The sequence below is a fragment of the Streptomyces sp. NPDC020958 genome (genome assembly GCF_055562175.1).
Genome location: NZ_JBVHFU010000002.1, coordinates 302870 through 319187 on the forward strand (window position 1 = coordinate 302870; position 16318 = coordinate 319187).

Genomic DNA, 16318 nt, shown 5'->3' on the forward strand with positions numbered 1-16318 from the left:
CCGACGGACTACTTGGTCCAGTCCGCCCACGACATGTTCCACCCGTTGAGTCCGTTGTCCGGCGACACCGTCCGGTCGTGGGAGTTCTTCACCGTCACCACGTCCCCGACGATGGAGTGGTCGAAGAACCAGGCGGCCGGCACCGACCGGTCGCCGCCGCCGCGGATGTCCCGCAGGCCGACGCACCCGTGGCTGGCGTTGTAGTTGCCGAAGGCGTCCCCGCCCCAGTAGTTGCCGTGGATGAACGTCCCCGACGTGGTCAGCCGCATCGCGTCCGGCACGTCCTTGATGTCGTACTCGCCGCCGTAGCCGACCGTCTCGCCGTTCATCCGGGTCACGCGCAGCTTCTCGCTGATGACCATCTGGCCGTTCCACGTGTCGTAGCCCGGCTTCCCGGTCGTCACCGCGAGGGTTTTGACGACCTTGCCGTCCTGCATGATCTTCATCGTGTGCTTCTTGGCGTCGACGACGGAGACCTGGTTGCGGCCGATCGTGAACCGGACGGTCTTGGACTGCTTGCCGTAGACCCCGTCGCGGCCCTCGACGCCGTCGAGGTCGAGGGTGACGGAGACCTTCGTACCGGACTTCCAGTAGTGCTCGGGGCGGAAGTCGAGGCGGTCGTTGCCGAACCAGTGGCCCTGCACGTCGACGGCCGGTTCGGTCTTGACGGTGATGGCCTTCTTGACGGCGTCCGCGTCGGTGATGCCCCGGGTGAAGCGGATCGAGAACGGCATCCCGACCCCGACCGTGGAACCGTCCTCCGGCGTGAAGTAGCCGACGAACGTGTTCTTCGGGGTGAGGGTGGTGAACGTGGAGTCCTCCGCGGACTCCCGGCCCTCGGCGTCCTTGGCCACCGCGTGCACGGTGTACTTCGTCGAGCTGGCGAGGTGGAGGGACGGCGTCCAGCTGACGCCGTCCGCGGCTATGGTGCCGTCGACCTTGTCGCCCTTGGCGTCCTTGACCTCGACATCGGTCAGCTTGCCCCGGGCGGCGGTGACCTTGAGCGCCCCGCTGGTGTCCACGCCGGTCGCACCGGACCTGGGGGTGATGCTGACCGTGGCGAGGGACTGCTTGCTCGCCTGCGTCGTGGAGCCCTTCTGCTTGTCGCCGTCCCCGGCCCCCTTGTCGGAGGAGCCGCCCCCGCACGCGGTGACGGCCACCAGCAGGACCGAGGATATGAGCGCCAGCCGCGTCCCCCGAGCCCTCCGAGTCCGAACCGATGCCCCCGATATCGGCCGCACGTTCACGTCGTTCTCCCCTCCCAGGGCCTGGTCACAGGCCCACCCCGGCGCGTTCAGCGCGCGCATTTGCGCATAGTAACCGCAGGGTTTTGAGCTTGGTGTCGGGCGAATGTCACCGTTGCGTCGCAACTTCCGCCCCCACCACCGGCCCGGTGTCACCCCGTCACCCGGCCGCGCCGCCCGCCTTCCACTCCTTCCAGCCCATGTTCCACCCGCCGAGGCCGTTGTCGGCGGCGACCGTCCTGTCGTTGCTGTTCACGACCTCGACCACGTCCCCGACCAGGCTGCGGTCGTAGAACCAGCCCGCGGGCGTCTGGGAGCTGCCGCCCTTCACGTCGCGCAGGCCCACGCAGCCGTGGCTGACATTGACGTGCCCCGGGGCGTCCGGCGCCCAGTAGTTGCCGTGCAGGAAGGTGCCGGAGTCGGTGAGTTTGAGGGCGTGCGGGACGTCGGGGATGTCGTACTCGCCGCCGAAGCCGACCGTGCGGCTGTTCATGCGGGTGACCTCGTGCATCTCCATCACCACCATCTTCCCGTTGTAGGTGGTGTGCGCGGGCGCGCCCGCGGTGATCGGCACGGTGGCGAGCAGCTCGCCGTCGCGGCGGACCTCCATGGTGTGCCTGGCCGCGTCGACGAGGGAGACCTGGCTGCGGCCGACGGTGAAGGTGAACGTCTTGTACTGGAGGCCGTAGACGCCCCGGGCCGCCTCGACGTCACGGAGCCTCAGGTCGACGGTGACGACCGTGCCGGGCTGCCAGTAGTGCTCGGGGCGGAAGTCGAGGCGGTTCTTGCCGAACCAGTGCGGGCGGACCTCGACGGCGGGTCTGGCGGTGACCCGCACGGCGTGTTCGACGGCGGCGCGGTTGTCGATGTCGCGGCTGAAGGCGAGCGACACGATCATCCCGGTGCCCACGGTGGCGCGGTTCTCCGGGGTGACGTACCCGATGAAGCGTTCGTCGGGGACGAGCGTGGTGAAGGTGGTGTGGCGGGCGGAGCGATGTCCTGAGCCGTCCAGGGCGACCGCGTCCACCGTGTACTTGGCGGCGAGCGCCAGCTTCGGGTCGTCCGGCCGCCAGGTCGTGCCGTCGGCGGCGATGTGCCCGGGCACCGGGAAGTCCTGGGCGTCCTGGGACCTGACGACGCTCACCGACTCCAGACGGCCGCCGGGCACCCGTACCGTCAGCCCCGCGCCGGGGCGTACCGACCTGGTGCCGTCGTCCGGGGAGATCCGGATGACGTCCTCGGGGGCCGGTGGCGCTCCCCCGAGGACGTGGTCGACGCCCAGTGGGGCCTTGTCGCCGAAGGAACAGCCGGCGGCGCCCGCCAGCAGTCCCGCCCATGTCAGTACCGCGGCCAGCGCGGCCCCCGCGCGCCGTGCGCGCCCTTGTGCATGCGTCACGTGCCGCTAACGATCGGGCATGCCCCGGGGAAACGTGAGTGCGACGCCGGCACTGGGCAGAACAGAGGGAAGGACGACGAGCTGGGGAGCCGCCGGGCCCGTGGACGAGCCGCCGCGGGCGGGTCCGTGGCGAGCGGCCGGCCGTGCCCGGGACCGGGAGCCCGGGTGCGGCCGGCCGCCCGGACGCGGGTTCGGTGCGCCCGGGGGGTCGGCGAGCCGCGAAACAAAAAAGGGGCCGACACGTGACGAGCGCAGCCGAGCAGCAGGGAGCACGGGCGCGGGCCCCGAGGGCGGACGCCCCCGCGGTGAACGGGGCGCAGCTGCCCGTCCCGTCCGCGTGGCCGGGGGCCTCGACACCGCTGGGCGCCCGCTTCCGGGTCGGTCCCGACGGGGTGGCGGGCACCAACTTCGCGCTGTGGGCGGCCGGGGCGGAGGCGGTCCGGCTGTGCCTCTTCGACGAGCGGGGGCGGGAGACCCAGATCCGGCTGACCGAACTCACGCACGAGATCTGGCACGGGTTCGTGCCCGGTGTCCTGCCGGGGCAGCGGTACGGCTACCGGGTGGACGGCCGCTGGGACCCGTGGACGGGCGCCCGGTGGAACCCGGCGAAGCTGCTCCTGGACCCGTACGCGCGGGCGGTGGACGGCGAGTTCGCGCTGCCGCCCGAGGTGTACGGGCACGTCCGGGACTGGCCCGACCAGCACGTCGCCGACACGGTCCGCGACGACCGGGACTCGGCGCCGTACGTCCCCAAGGGCGTGGTCGTCCACGATGACGACGACTGGTCCGACGACCGCCGCCCGAAGACGCCGTGGGCGGACTCCGTCATCTACGAGCTGCACGTGCGCGGCTTCACCCGACTGCACCCGGGCATACCCGAGGAACTGCGCGGCACCTACGCGGGTCTCGCGCACCCGGCGGCGGTCGAGCACCTCGTGAAGCTGGGGGTGACGGCCGTGGAACTGCTGCCCGTCCACCAGTTCGCCCACGAGGACCACCTGCTCGGGCGCGGCCTGCGGAACTACTGGGGCTACAACTCCATCGGCTACTTCGCCCCGCACGCGGCCTACGCGGCCTCCGGTACGACGGGACAGCAGGTCGGCGAGTTCAAGCGGATGGTGCGGGCGCTGCACGCGGCCGGCATCGAGGTCGTCCTCGACGTGGTCTACAACCACACCGCGGAGGCGGGCGAGCTGGGTCCGACGCTGTCCCTCAAGGGCATCGACAACCGGGGTTACTACCGTCTCCAGGACGACGCCCGCCGTTTCGCCGACTACACCGGCTGCGGCAACACCCTGCACGTGGTGCGGCCGCACGTGCTGCGTCTGATCACCGACTCGCTGCGCTACTGGGTCACCGAGATGGGCGTGGACGGCTTCCGCTTCGACCTGGCGGCGGCGCTGGCCCGCTCGATGCACGACGTCGACATGCTCTCCCCGTTCCTCGCCGTCATCGCCCAGGACCCGGTGCTGCGCCGGGTGAAGCTGATCGCCGAACCCTGGGACGTGGGTTCCGGCGGTTACCAGGTGGGCGCCTTCCCACCGTTGTGGACCGAGTGGAACGACCGCTACCGGGACGCGGTCCGGGACTTCTGGCGCGGCGCCCTCCCCGACGTCCACGACCTCGGCTACCGCCTGTCCGGCTCCAGCGACCTCTACGCCTGGGGCGGGCGCCGCCCGTACGCCTCCGTCAACTTCGTCACCGCGCACGACGGGTACACGCTGCGCGACCTGGTGTCGTACGAGTCCAAGCACAACGAGGCCAACGGCGAGGACAACCGGGACGGCTCGGGGGACAACCGCTCCTGGAACTGCGGGGTGGAGGGCGAGACCGAGGACCGGGGGGTACGGGCGCTGCGCAGGCGGCAGTTGCGGAACCTGCTGACCACGCTGCTGCTGTCGACGGGCGTCCCGATGCTGGTCGCCGGTGACGAGCTGGGCCGCACCCAGCGCGGCAACAACAACGCCTACTGCCAGGACAACGAGATCAGCTGGCTGGACTGGAGCCTGCTGGACGATCCCGAGTGGCGGCCGCTGTTCGACCTGACCGCCCGCCTCATCCGGCTCCGCCACCGCCACCCGGTGCTGCGCCGCCGCGCCTTCTTCTCCGGACGCGCGCACTCGGCGGACGGCCTGCGCGACCTGGCCTGGTTCACGGCCCGGGGCACCGAGATGACGGAGGGCGACTGGTACGCGCCGGCCGCCACGCTCGGCATGTACCTCTCCGGGCGGGACATCCCCGGGCGGGACGAGCGCGGGGCGCCGGTCGTGGACGACAGCTTCCTGACCGTCCTGCACGCCGGTGACCGCCCGGTGGAGTTCCTGCTGCCGGGCCCGCCGTGGGCGGAACGCTACGAGGTGCTCGTGGACACCGCACGGGAGGAGCAGCGCGAGGCGCCCGGGGCGGTGCACCGGGCGGGGACGTCGATCACGGTGCCGGCCCGGTCGGTCCTGCTGCTCAGGGTGGCCGGCTGAACCGCCCCCGGCCTCTCAGGGCTGTGTCGCTAGCCGAGGATGCCCCGCTGGTAGGCCGTCGCGACCGCGGCCGCGCGGTCGTTGACGCCCAGTTTGGTGTACAGGTGGGTGAGGTGGGTCTTCACCGTGGCCTCGCTGATGAAGAGTTCGCGGGCGATCTCACGGTTGGAGGTGCCCCGGGCGACCAGGGCCAGCACCTCGCGTTCGCGGGCGGAGAGCGGTTCGTTGCCGGGGGCGCCGGGGGCGCGGACGGCGGAGACCAGCCGGGAGGCGACGGCCGGGGAGAGCACGGTACGGCCCTGGGCGGCGGCCCGGACGGCGGTGAACAGCTCCTCGCGCGGGGCGTCCTTGAGGAGGTAGCCGGTCGCGCCCGCCTCGATCGCGGGCAGGGTGTCGGTGTCGGTGTCGTACGTGGTGACGACGAGGACCCGGGCGCGGGCGCCGCGCCGGGTCAGTTCGCGGATGGCGTCGACCCCGCCGCCGCCCGGCATCCGCAGGTCCATGAGGACGACGTCCGGGTCGAGGGCGGTGGTGAGGGCGACGGCCTCGGCGCCGTTCGACGCCTCGCCGAGGACCGTGAAGCCGGGCGCGGACTCGAACATGCCGCGCAGGCCGTCGCGGACGACGGGGTGGTCGTCGACGATCAGCAGGGAGATCGAGGGGTCAGCTGTCATGGCGGACCAACGGTACGCGTGCCGACAGGGCCGTGCCGAGCCCCGGTTCGGACTCCACGGTCAGGGTGCCCGCGATGCGTTCGGCGCGGGCCCGCATCCCGTCGAGGCCGAAGCCGCCGGCGCGGCTGCGCACGGGCACGGCGAGCAGGTCGAAGCCGGTGCCGTCGTCGCGGATGTCGAGGATGACCTCGCCGCCCAGGTAGGAGAGGGTGACCCCGACCCGGGCCGCGCCCGCGTGCCGGGCCGCGTTGGACAGGGCCTCCTGGACGATGCGCAGGAGGGTGGCCGCGACCTCGCCGTGCAGCTGCTCGGCGGTGCCGGTGAGGGTGAACTCGGCTCGCACGCCGGTCCGTTCGCCCCATTCGGCGACCGTCTTGCGCAACGCCTCCGGCAGGCCGTCGTGCTCCAGGGCGACCGGGGCGAGGTTGTGCACGGACCGGCGGGCCTCGCCCAGGCTGTGCCGGGCGAGGGCCAGGGCGCGCGCCGTGTGGTCCCCGGCCGCCTCCGGGTCGGGGGTGTTGAGGACGACCTGGAGCTGGGCGATGATCCCGGCCAGGCCCTGGGCGATGGTGTCGTGGATCTCGGCGGCCAGCCGCCGCCGTTCGTCGGCGACGCCGGCCTCTCGTGCCTGGACGAGGAGTTGGGCGTGCAGCGCCGCGTTCTCGTCGAGGGCCTGTTGCAGGGCGATGTTGGTGCGCTCCAGTTCGGCGATGGTCTCGGTGCGCTCGCGCGAGCGCCGCCGCTCCTGTTCGTCGAGGTGGGCGACGACCAGTTGCAGGCCGGAGTTGGCGACCAGGAGCGGGATGAAGAGCAGCCACTGGACCACGCCGGACAGCGGCAGCCCGCCGGCCTGCGCGCCGGCCACGGTGACCGCGCTGGCGAACAGGCCGAGCCGTTGCCACCTGGGCGGCAGCGTCTCGTCGGCGTCCATGTAGCCGGCGGCGGCGTAGAACGCGAAGAACGGGTTGAGCCAGGTGAGGACGAAGGCGAGGGCCCAGCGCACGGTGTAGTACGCCGTCCCGGCCCGGGACGGCGTACGGCCGCGACCGGGACGGCGCACCCGGGTGCCGTGCCACCAGAGCTGGAGCGCGAGCGCGGCACCGATCAGGGACCAGGCGGTGTACCACGTGGCCGGCGCGGTGCCCGGATCCGCGGAGGCCACCCCCAGGACGACGCCGACGCCGAGCAGCCCGTACGGCCCCCAGGTGTGCAACTGGTCCCAGCGCCGGTCGATCTGGCCGTCCACCGTGGTCATGTCGCCAGTCTGCACGGCTTGTCCGCCTACTCCCAGCGGAACCAGCGAGCCGCCCCCGCCGTGAGCAGCACCGCCCAGAGCGCGAGCACCCCCAGGTGGTCCCAGCCCGGCCAGTGTCCGGCGGCGGCCTGGTCCAGGGCGCGGGCCGCCGCGCCGAACGGGGTCAGCTGGACCACCCGGGCCATGGTGTGCGGCATCTCCCGCACCGGGATCCACACCCCTGCGCAGAACATCATCGGGAAGAACACCGCCGAGCCGATCGCGCTCGCGATCTTCGTGGTGCGGGACAGCGCCGAGACGACGGAGCCGAGGGCGAGGGCCGCCGCCGCCGCGAGCAGCAGCGCCAGCAGGTAGCCGCCGGGCTGCTTCGGCAGCCGTACGTCGAAGGCGAGCCGGCCGACGACGAGCGCGAGCACCGCCGAGCCCAGCGCGACCGTGCCCTGCACCGCCATCTGCGCGGACAGCAGCGCCGAGGGCTGGACGGGCGTGAGGCGCATCCGGCGCAGGATGCCCCGCTCGCGGTAGCCGGTGAGCGCCTGCGGCAGGGTCTGCACCCCGGACATGATCAGGGCGATCAGTACGGCGATGGGCACGTACGCGTCGACGGGCCGCAGCCCGCCCAGCGAGGAGTCGGCTCGCCGGAACGAGGGGACGGAGCCGAGGATCACCAGGAGCAGTGTCGGGAACAGGAACACCCAGAAGACGGCGCCGGGTTCCCGGCGGAAGAGGCGGAACTCGGTGCGCAGGACGGCGGTGTTCATACCGTTTCCTCCTTCGTCAGGTCGAGGAAGGCGTCGTCGAGGGTCGCGTCCACGACGCGCAGCTGGTGGGCGGTGACGCGGTGGCGGGCGAGCAGGGTGATGACGGCGTTCACGGTCTCGTCGGTGCCGGCCAGCGTGATCCGGCCGTCCTTGCGTTCGACGGAGGCGAGCGCCGGGAGGGCGGCGAGGTCGTGGTCGTCCAGCGGGGCGGACGGGGTGAAGCTGATGACGGTGGCGCCGGCGCTGCGGCGGATCAGGCCGGCCGGGGTGTCCAGGGCGGCCACCCGGCCCTTGTCGATCACCGCGATCCGGTCGCAGAGCCGCTGTGCCTCCTCCATGAAGTGGGTGACGAGCAGCACGGTGACCCCGCGGTCCCGGACGTCCTCGATCAGCGCCCAGGTGTCGCGCCGGGCGCGCGGGTCGAGTCCCGTGGTGAGCTCGTCGAGGACGACGACACGCGGGTTGCCGATCAACGCCATGGCGATGAAAAGGCGTTGCCGCTGGCCGCCGGAGAGCCTGCCGAACCGGGTGGTGAGCTTCGGGGTGAGCCCGAGGCGCTCGGCGAGCGGCCGCCAGTCGGCGGGGTCCGGGAAGAAGGAGGCGTACAGGTCGAGGGCCTCGCGGACGGTGAGCTTCGGCTGGAGTTCGCTCTGCTGGAGCTGGGCGCCCAGGACCCGGGTGACCTCCTCGTGCTCGGCGACGGGATCGAGCCCGGCGACCCGGACCCGGCCGCCGTCCGGCACCCGCAGCCCCTCCACGCACTCGACGGTGGTGGTCTTGCCGGCACCGTTCGGACCGAGGATCCCGAAGATCTCCCCCTCCTCGACGGCGAATCCCACCCCGTCCACGACGACCCGGCCGCCGTAGGACTTCCGCAGATCTGTCACTTCGATGACGGTTGGCATGCTCCGAGGGTCCCGTCCGGCCCGGGTCCGCCGCATCGGCCGCCCCGCTCGACCCGGCATCGACCGATCGGCCGATGCGCCCCCTCCGGTCGTACGACCGCTCGAACGCCCTGGTCGTAGGTCCTGCGACGGAGTCCGGTCCGGCCAAAACTCGGTGGGCGTTGTCAGTGCCGATCCGTAGGCTCGCCCCTGATGCCTCCGACACGTGCAACCACCAAGGACCGGTCCGCCGTCCGTACCCTGCTGCGCCTGTGGCCCTTTGTACGGCCGGTGCGGATGCGGCTGTTCACCGCCGCCTTCGTGGCGATCGTCGCCTCCTGTACGGGGCTGGTGATCCCCCTCGTGCTCAAGTGGATCGTGGACGGCCCGGTGGCCGACGGCGACCCGGCCGGGGTGTGGCTCGGCGCGCTGTACCTGCTGCTGCTCGGACTGGCGGAGGCGCTGCTCTTCGGGTTGCGCCGCTGGCTGGTCGCCAGACCCCTCTCCCACGTCGAGGCGTCGATGCGGGCCGGCCTCTACGCCCGTCTCCAGCGGCTGCCGGTCGCCTTCCACGACCGCTGGGCCTCCGGCCAGTTGCTCTCCCGGGCCACCACCGACCTCATGCTGCTCCGTATGTTCCTCGCCTTCCCTCTGACCTTCCTGCTGGTCAACGGGGTGACCATCCTCGTCGGCGTGGTGATCATGCTGATGCAGGACTGGACGCTGGGGCTGGTCATCCTGCTTCCGACGATCCCGGTCATCTGGACGTGCGTGCTCTTCGAGAAGCGGTACGCGACGGTGGCCCGGCTCGCCCAGGACCAGGTCGGCGACCTGACGACGGTGGTCGAGGAGAGCGTGCTCGGCATCCGCATCATCAAGGGCTTCGGCCGCCACCGCAGTCAGGCACGCGCGTTCCGCGACCTGGTCCGCACCCTGCGGGGCACGGAGCTGCGCAAGGCGCGGATGCTGGCGACGATCTGGGGTGTCATCGTGACGCTGCCGGAGGTGGCCGTCGGGGCGGCCCTGCTGTGGGGTTCGGTGCAGGTCGCGGAGGGCGACCTGAGCGCCGGGACCCTGGTGGCGTTCCTGTCGACGGCACTGGCACTGCGCTGGCCGGTGGAGTCGATCGGCTTCCTGCTCGCGATGAGCCAGGAAGCGGCGACGGCGACGGAGCGGTACTTCGAGGCGATGGATGAGGCAACGGAAGTGGAGGCGCCCCAAAGGGGCGCGGGGAACGGCGCGACCGGCCACAACGGCGCCGCACCCGACCACGGCCCCCGCCCCGCCGTCCCCGAACCCGACGGCATCCGCTTCGAGAACGTGCGGTTCCGTTACCCCGACGCCGCCCCCGATTCCGCCCCCACACTCGACCTCGTCGACCTCCACATCCGCCCCGGCGAGTCCATGGCCCTCGTCGGCGCCACCGGCAGCGGCAAGACCACGCTCACCGCGCTCGTCCCCCGCCTGCACGAGGTCACTTCCGGGCGGATCACCCTCGACGGCCGGGACATCACCGCCATGCCCCGCGAGGAACTCCGCTCCCTGGTCGCCGTGGCCTTCGAGGAACCCACCCTGTTCTCCGCCTCCGTCGGCGAGAACGTGCTGATGGGAGCCGGGGACGGCGCGGGCGAACCCGAGCTGGCACGGGCCCTCGCCGTCGCGCAGGCCGACTTCGTGCACGCCCTCCCGCAGGGCACCGGCACCCAGGTGGGCGAGCAGGGCCTCAGTCTCTCCGGCGGCCAGCGCCAGCGCCTCGCGCTCGCGCGGGCGGTCGTCGGCCGCCCGCGCTTCCTCGTCCTCGACGACCCGCTGTCCGCCCTCGACGTCCACACGGAGGCCGCCGTGGAGGCCGCCCTGCGCGAGGTCCTCGCCGACACCACCGCGCTGATCGTCGCCCACCGTCCCTCCACCGTCCTGCTCGCCGACCGCGTCGCCCTGCTCTCCGGCGGCCGTGTCACCGCCGTCGGCACCCACCACGAACTGCTGCGCGACAACGCGGAGTACGCCCACCTGATGTCCGGGGAGGATCACCGCCGATGACCGCCGCCACCTCCCCGCCCGTCCCCGACGAGGACGACGAACTCCCCGGCCGGTCCTCCCGGGGCGGCGACCCCTTCGACCGGGACGTCCTGCCCACCCCGCCCGGCGCCACGTCCGAGCTGCTCCGCTCGCTCCTCGCCCCCATGAAGGCGCGGGTCGCCGTCACCACCCTGCTCCTGCTGCTCCAGCAGGCCGCGGTGCAGGCCGGCCCGCTGCTGGTGGCGTACGCCATCGACCGGGCCGTACCGGCGTTCCGGCACCACGACCACGGCCCGCTGATCGCGGTCGCGGCCGGGTACGGCCTGTGCGCGCTGCTCTCCGGCGGCCTCCAGTTCGCGTTCATCGAGGCGTCCGCGCGGGTCAACCAGGACGTGCTGCTCGACCTGCGGGGCCGTATCTTCCGGCATGCGCAGGCGCTGAGCATCGACTTCCACGAGCGGTACACGTCCGGCCGGCTCATCTCCCGCTCCACCACGGACGTCGAGTCGCTGCGCGAGCTGCTGAACGAGGGGCTCCAGGAGCTGATCACGGTCATCCTCTCCTTCGTCTACATCTCGGCGATGCTGCTCTGGCTGGACGCGGGCCTCGGCGCGGTCGCCGTCGCCTCCTTCGTGCCGCTGTACCTGCTGGTGCGGCTCTACCAGCGGCGGGCCGTGCGGGTGTACAAGGAGCGCTCCACGGCGATCGCGGCGGTGATCGTGAAGTTCGTGGAGACGATGAACGGCATCCGCCCGGTGCGCGCGTTCCGCCGGGAGGCCGCCAACGACGCCGAGTTCGCCGTGCTGAACCACCGCCACGAGCGCACCAACGGCGACGCGCTCCTGGAGATGGCCCGCTACGTGGTCGGCTCCCGGCTGGTCGCGAACACCGCGGTCGCGGCGATCGTGCTGTGGGGCGCCTACCGGGTGGCGTCCGGTTCGCTGGAACTGGGCGTCCTGGCCGCCGCCGTGCTCTACCTGCGGCGGCTGTACGACCCGATCGACCGCCTCGGCATGTTCCTCAACTCGTACCAGTCGGCGGCGGCCTCGCTGGAGAAGATCGCGGGTCTGCTGGCCCAGACCCCGTCGGTCCCGGAGCCCTCGGTGCCGCGGGAACTGCCCCCGCCGGCGACCGATCTGCCGGGTCGCGAGGTCGTCTTCGACGGCGTCCGGTTCGCCTACCGCACCGGCGGCGAGGTGCTCCCCCGCTTCGACCTCACCCTCCCCGCCGGGCAGACGGTCGCGGTGGTCGGCTCCACCGGCGCCGGCAAGTCGACCCTCGCCAAGCTCCTCGCCCGTTTCTACGACCCGTCCGAGGGCCGGGTCCTCCTGGACGGCGTGGACCTGCGCGAACTGAGCGTGCCGGAACTGCGGCGCGGGGTGGTGATGGTCACCCAGGAGGCGTTCCTCTTCTCCGGCACGGTCGCCGACAACATCGCGATCGGCCGGCCGGACGCCACCCGTGAGGAGATCGAGCAGGCGGCGAAGGCGATCGGCGCGCACGAGTTCATCGCGGCCCTGCCCGACGGCTACGACACGAACGTCCGCAAGCGCGGCGGGCGCATTTCGGCGGGGCAGCGCCAACTGGTCGCGTTCGCACGCGCCTTGCTCGCCGACCCGGCGGTGCTGATCCTCGACGAGGCGACCAGTTCGCTGGACGTCCCCGGGGAGCGGGCCGTGCAGCGGGCGATGGGGACCGTGCTCAAGGGCCGTACGGCGGTGGTGATCGCGCACCGGCTGTCGACCGTCGAGATCGCCGACCGGGTGCTGGTGATGGAGCACGGCCGGATCGTCGAGGACGGCCGCCCGGCCGAACTCGTGGCCGGGATCGGCAGGTTCGCGGATCTGCACCGGGCGTGGCGGGACAGTCTGGCTTGACCGACGGATCGGGGGCTCGCAGGTGATCGACGCGTACGAGGATCCGGGCACGCCCGACACGCGCGGCGGCTGGTACTACCTGTGGTGGCTGGTGCGTGCCCAGCCGGGCCGGTCGCTGGCCGGGGCGCTGCTGGGCAGTGTCTGGCTGACGCTGATGGCCGGGACGCCGTACCTGATGGCGCGCGCCGTCGACGACGGCCTGGTGCCCGGCCGGACGGCGGTGCTGGCCGGCTGGACGGCGGCGATCTTCCTGCTCGGGGCGGTGAACGCGTGGATCAGCATCCTGCGCCACCGCACGATGACCCGGGTGCGGATGGACGCCAACTTCCGCACGGTCAAGGTGGTCGTCGGGCACGCGGTCCGGCTCGGGGCCGAACTGCCGCGCCGGGCCGGGGCCGGTGAGGTCGTCACGATCGGCGTCGGCGACGTGGGGACCATCGCCCAGGCGCTCACCATGGTCGGCCCCGGGGTGGGCGCGATCGTGGTGTACGCGGTGGTGGCGGGGCTGCTGATGACGATCTCGCCGCTGCTGACGGGCGTGGTGCTGCTCGGGGTGCCGGTGGTGGTCCTGCTCGCGGGCCCGCTGACCCGGCGGCTCCAGGGCAGGGAGACGGAGTACCGGGATCGCCAGAGCGTCCTCACGGCCCGCATCGGCGACCTCGCGGGGGGCCTGCGCGTCCTCAACGGCCTGGGCGGCAAGGGCCTGTTCGCGGACGCCTTCCGCCGCGACTCCCAGCACCTGCGCGCCCAGGGGTACCGGGTGGGCGCGGTCGCCAGCTGGGTCCAGGCGCTGGGCGTCGGCCTGCCCACGGTGTACCTGGCGGTGGTCACCTGGATCGCGGCCCGGATGACCGCCCAGGGTGACATCACCGTGGGTCAGCTGGTCTCGGTGTACGGCTATGTCGCGGTCCTGGTCGGTCCGGTCGCGTTCTTCCTGGACATGGGCTACCAGCTGAGCCGGGGCGTGGTGGCCGCCCGCCGGGTCGTACGCCTGCTGCGCCTGGAGCCGGGGCGGACCGAGGCCACCGCACCGGCCCCGGCCGGCCCGGCCGACCTGCACGACCCGGAGTCGGGGGTACGCGTGCGCCCGGGCCGCCTGACGGCCCTGGTCGGCGCGAGCGCCATGGAGACGACGACGGTGATCGACCGCCTGGGCAGGTACACCCCATCCGACGTGACCTGGGGAGGAACCCGTCTGGACACGGTCCCCCTCCCGGAGGTCCGCACCCGCATCCTGGTGGCCGACAACGAGGCCCACTTGTTCGCCGACACCCTGCGCAACTCGATCGGCGCCGGCACAACGCGCCCCGTCAGGGGCGCGGGGAACTGCGCGACAAGCCCCCACGCACCCGCACCCCTCACCACAGCCCTCCACACCGCGGCGGCCGACGACATCGTCCAGTCCCTCCCCCACGGCCTCGACTCCCCCCTCACCGCCCAGGCCCGCAACCTCTCCGGCGGCCAACGCCAACGCGTCCGTCTGGCCCGGGCGTTGCTGGCCGACCCCGAGATCCTCCTCGCCGTGGAGCCCACCTCCGCCCTGGACGCCCACACCGAGTCCCTCGTCGCGCAGCGCCTGCGCGCCGCCCGCGCCGGCCGCACCACCCTCCTCACCACCACCTCCCCGCTGCTGCTGGCCCACGCCGACGAGGTGATCCATCTGGTCGACGGCAAGGTCGCCGCCACCGGCACCCACGAGGAACTGCTGGACCGGGAACCCGGCTACCGCGCGCTCGTCGCGAGGGACACGGAAGACGAGGTCGTACGATGACGTCCGCCCAGCTGCCGGTCGCCGACCGGGCCGCCGTGCGCCGTGCCACCGTCCGTCTGGTCAAGGCCGACCGCGCGGCCTTCACCGCCGCCATCGCGCTGAACGCCCTGGCCGCCGCCACCGGCCTCGCGGGCCCCTGGCTGGTCGGCCGGATCGTGGACGCGGTACGGGCCGGCCGCGGGGTCGGCGCCGTGGACCAGCTGGCCCGCTGGATCGTGCTCTGCGCCCTCGCCCAGCTGCTGCTGGCCCGTTCCGCCCGCTACCTGGGCCACCGGTTCGGCGAGCGGACCCTCGCCCGGGTCCGCGAGGAGTTCGTGGACCGGGCGCTGGCGCTGCCCGCGTCGGTCGTGGAGCGGGCCGGCACCGGCGACCTGACCGCGCGCGGCACCGGCGACGTGGCCACCGTCGGCACCACCCTGCGGGACGTCGGACCCGAACTGCTGGTCTGCTCGGTGCAGGCGCTGTTCGTGATGGGCGCGGTCTTCGTCCTGGATCCGGTGCTCGCGCTGTTCGGGGTGGTCGGGCTGACCCCGGTGTGGATCGCGCTGCGCTGGTACCTGCGCCGGGCCCGGGACGGCTACCTCGCCGAGGGCGCGACCACCTCGGGGGTGGCGGAGACCGTCACGGCGACGGTGGCGGGGGCCCGTACCGTGGAGGCGTTCCGGCTCCAGGAGCAGCGGATCAGGGTGAGCCGCGACGCGCTGGAGGCCAACCGGAAGGCCCGCTTCTACACCTTGTACCTGCGGTCGGTGTTCTTCCCCGCGGTCGAGGTGTCCTACACCGTGCCGGTGGCGGGGGTGCTGCTGCTCGGCGGGCTGCTGCACGCGGGGGTGGGGGTGGTGGTGTCGGCGGCGCTGTATCTGCGGCAGTTCACGGAACCGCTGGACCAGATCCTGATGCGGGTGGAGCAACTCCAGTCCAGTAGCGCCTCGTTCGCCCGGGTGGAGGGGCTGGCGCAGGCTCCCCGGGCGGTCGCGGAGGGCGGGGCGCGGGCCCCGGCGGACGACCGGATCGACGTGCGCGGGGTGCGGTACGCCTACGAGCGGGGCGGCGAGGTGCTGCGCGGGGTGGACCTGACGGTGCGGCCCGGGGAGCGGCTCGCGGTGGTCGGTCCTTCCGGGGCCGGGAAGACGACACTGAGCCGGCTGCTGGCGGGCGTGGACGCGCCCGGCGCGGGCACGGTGACCGTGGGCGGGGTGCCGATCGCCGGTCTGGAACCGGAGCTGCTGCGCCGCCAGGTCGTCCTCGTCACCCAGGAACACCATGTCTTCCTCGGCACGGTCCGGGACAACCTCCTGATCGCCGAACCCGGCGCGGACGACACCGGCCTGTGGTCGGCGCTGACGGCCGTCGGCGCCGACCGCTGGGTCCGTGCGCTCCCCGAAGGCCTGGACACCGTGCTCGGCGCGGGTGGTCGTGCCGTCGACGGGTCCCAGGCCCAGCAGCTCGCCCTCGCCCGGGTGGTGCTGGCCGACCCGCACACGCTGATCCTGGACGAGGCGACCGCGCTGCTCGACCCCGCGACCGCCCGGCACACCGAGCGCGCCCTGGCGGCCGTGCTGACGGGCCGTACGGTCATCGCCATCGCCCACCGGCTGGGCACCGCGCACGACGCCGACCGGGTGGCCGTGATGGAGGGCGGCCTGCTCACCGAACTGGGCACGCACGACGAGCTGGTGGCGGCGGGCGGCGCGTACGCCGCGCTGTGGGCGACCTGGCACGGCGAGCGGACGGTGTAGCCGCGGCCTCCCCTCCCGTCGGCCGCCGCAAACATTCCGCATACCGAACATGAACATCCGGTCAACGGACGATTTCCGGCCAACTTCCTGACGCGGTCCTGACAGACGACGTTTTCTGCTGCCACTCTTCCCACGGCCGACTCACAGCAACCCCACAGCGTCACCTCCGAGGCTGCTGAGTCCGGCACTGCACGCGCACATGGTTCCGCGTTCCGCCGAGTTCT

The 16318-nt window shown here is 72.8% G+C and carries 11 protein-coding genes; 5 read left to right on the plus strand and 6 right to left on the minus strand.

Going from position 1 to position 16318, the window contains the following annotated elements; translation table 11 throughout:
- Window positions 1-8: 8 nt before the first annotated feature.
- Together ACZ3KP_RS07255 and ACZ3KP_RS07260 are read right to left on the minus strand one after the other, a co-directional pair.
- Window positions 9-1247, minus strand: a complete 1239-nt coding sequence (locus ACZ3KP_RS07255; RefSeq protein ID WP_467498057.1) for a L,D-transpeptidase — start codon at window positions 1245-1247, stop codon at window positions 9-11.
- Between the two features lie 157 nt (window positions 1248-1404).
- On the minus strand, window positions 1405-2640 hold the full coding sequence (locus ACZ3KP_RS07260) for a L,D-transpeptidase (RefSeq protein ID WP_467497140.1): 1236 nt from the start codon (window positions 2638-2640) through the stop codon (window positions 1405-1407).
- A 242-nt stretch (window positions 2641-2882) separates the two neighbouring features.
- Here ACZ3KP_RS07260 and glgX point away from each other — a divergent pair, with 242 nt between their 5' ends.
- On the plus strand, window positions 2883-5114 hold the full coding sequence (glgX, locus tag ACZ3KP_RS07265) for a glycogen debranching protein GlgX (protein WP_467497142.1): 2232 nt from the start codon (window positions 2883-2885) through the stop codon (window positions 5112-5114).
- 29 nt (window positions 5115-5143) lie between these two features.
- Here glgX and ACZ3KP_RS07270 read toward each other — a convergent pair whose 3' ends face one another.
- The 4 genes from ACZ3KP_RS07270 to ACZ3KP_RS07285 are packed head-to-tail and all read right to left on the minus strand — an operon-like array spanning window position 5144 to window position 8709.
- Entirely contained in the window at window positions 5144-5788 is a 645-nt protein-coding gene (locus tag ACZ3KP_RS07270) for a response regulator transcription factor (RefSeq protein WP_358974735.1), read from the minus strand.
- Window positions 5778-7043, minus strand: coding sequence for a sensor histidine kinase (locus tag ACZ3KP_RS07275; protein ID WP_467497145.1), 1266 nt, complete (start codon window positions 7041-7043; stop codon window positions 5778-5780). Before ACZ3KP_RS07275 ends, ACZ3KP_RS07270 begins: the two co-directional genes overlap by 11 nt.
- A 26-nt stretch (window positions 7044-7069) precedes the next feature.
- Complete coding sequence (locus tag ACZ3KP_RS07280) at window positions 7070-7804, minus strand: ABC transporter permease (RefSeq protein ID WP_467497147.1); 735 nt, start codon at window positions 7802-7804, stop codon at window positions 7070-7072.
- Window positions 7801-8709 carry an ABC transporter ATP-binding protein gene (locus ACZ3KP_RS07285; protein WP_467497149.1) on the minus strand — a complete coding sequence of 303 codons (909 nt, stop codon included), beginning with the start codon at window positions 8707-8709 and terminating at the stop codon, window positions 7801-7803. Before ACZ3KP_RS07285 ends, ACZ3KP_RS07280 begins: the two co-directional genes overlap by 4 nt.
- Window positions 8710-8901: 192 nt before the next feature.
- Between ACZ3KP_RS07285 and ACZ3KP_RS07290 the strand changes: the two genes are divergently transcribed.
- From ACZ3KP_RS07290 to ACZ3KP_RS07305, 4 genes are read left to right on the plus strand one after another with little or no spacing between them, the layout of a single operon-like run.
- Window positions 8902-10728, plus strand: a complete 1827-nt coding sequence (locus ACZ3KP_RS07290) for an ABC transporter ATP-binding protein (protein ID WP_467497151.1) — start codon at window positions 8902-8904, stop codon at window positions 10726-10728.
- Complete coding sequence (locus ACZ3KP_RS07295) at window positions 10725-12584, plus strand: ABC transporter ATP-binding protein (RefSeq protein WP_467497153.1); 1860 nt, start codon at window positions 10725-10727, stop codon at window positions 12582-12584. The genes ACZ3KP_RS07290 and ACZ3KP_RS07295 overlap by 4 nt, the downstream gene beginning before the upstream one ends.
- Window positions 12585-12606: 22 nt before the next feature.
- Complete coding sequence (locus ACZ3KP_RS07300) at window positions 12607-14355, plus strand: ABC transporter ATP-binding protein (RefSeq protein WP_467497155.1); 1749 nt, start codon at window positions 12607-12609, stop codon at window positions 14353-14355.
- Window positions 14352-16094, plus strand: a complete 1743-nt coding sequence (locus ACZ3KP_RS07305; RefSeq protein WP_467497157.1) for an ABC transporter ATP-binding protein — start codon at window positions 14352-14354, stop codon at window positions 16092-16094. Before ACZ3KP_RS07300 ends, ACZ3KP_RS07305 begins: the two co-directional genes overlap by 4 nt.
- Window positions 16095-16318: the final 224 nt, after the last annotated feature.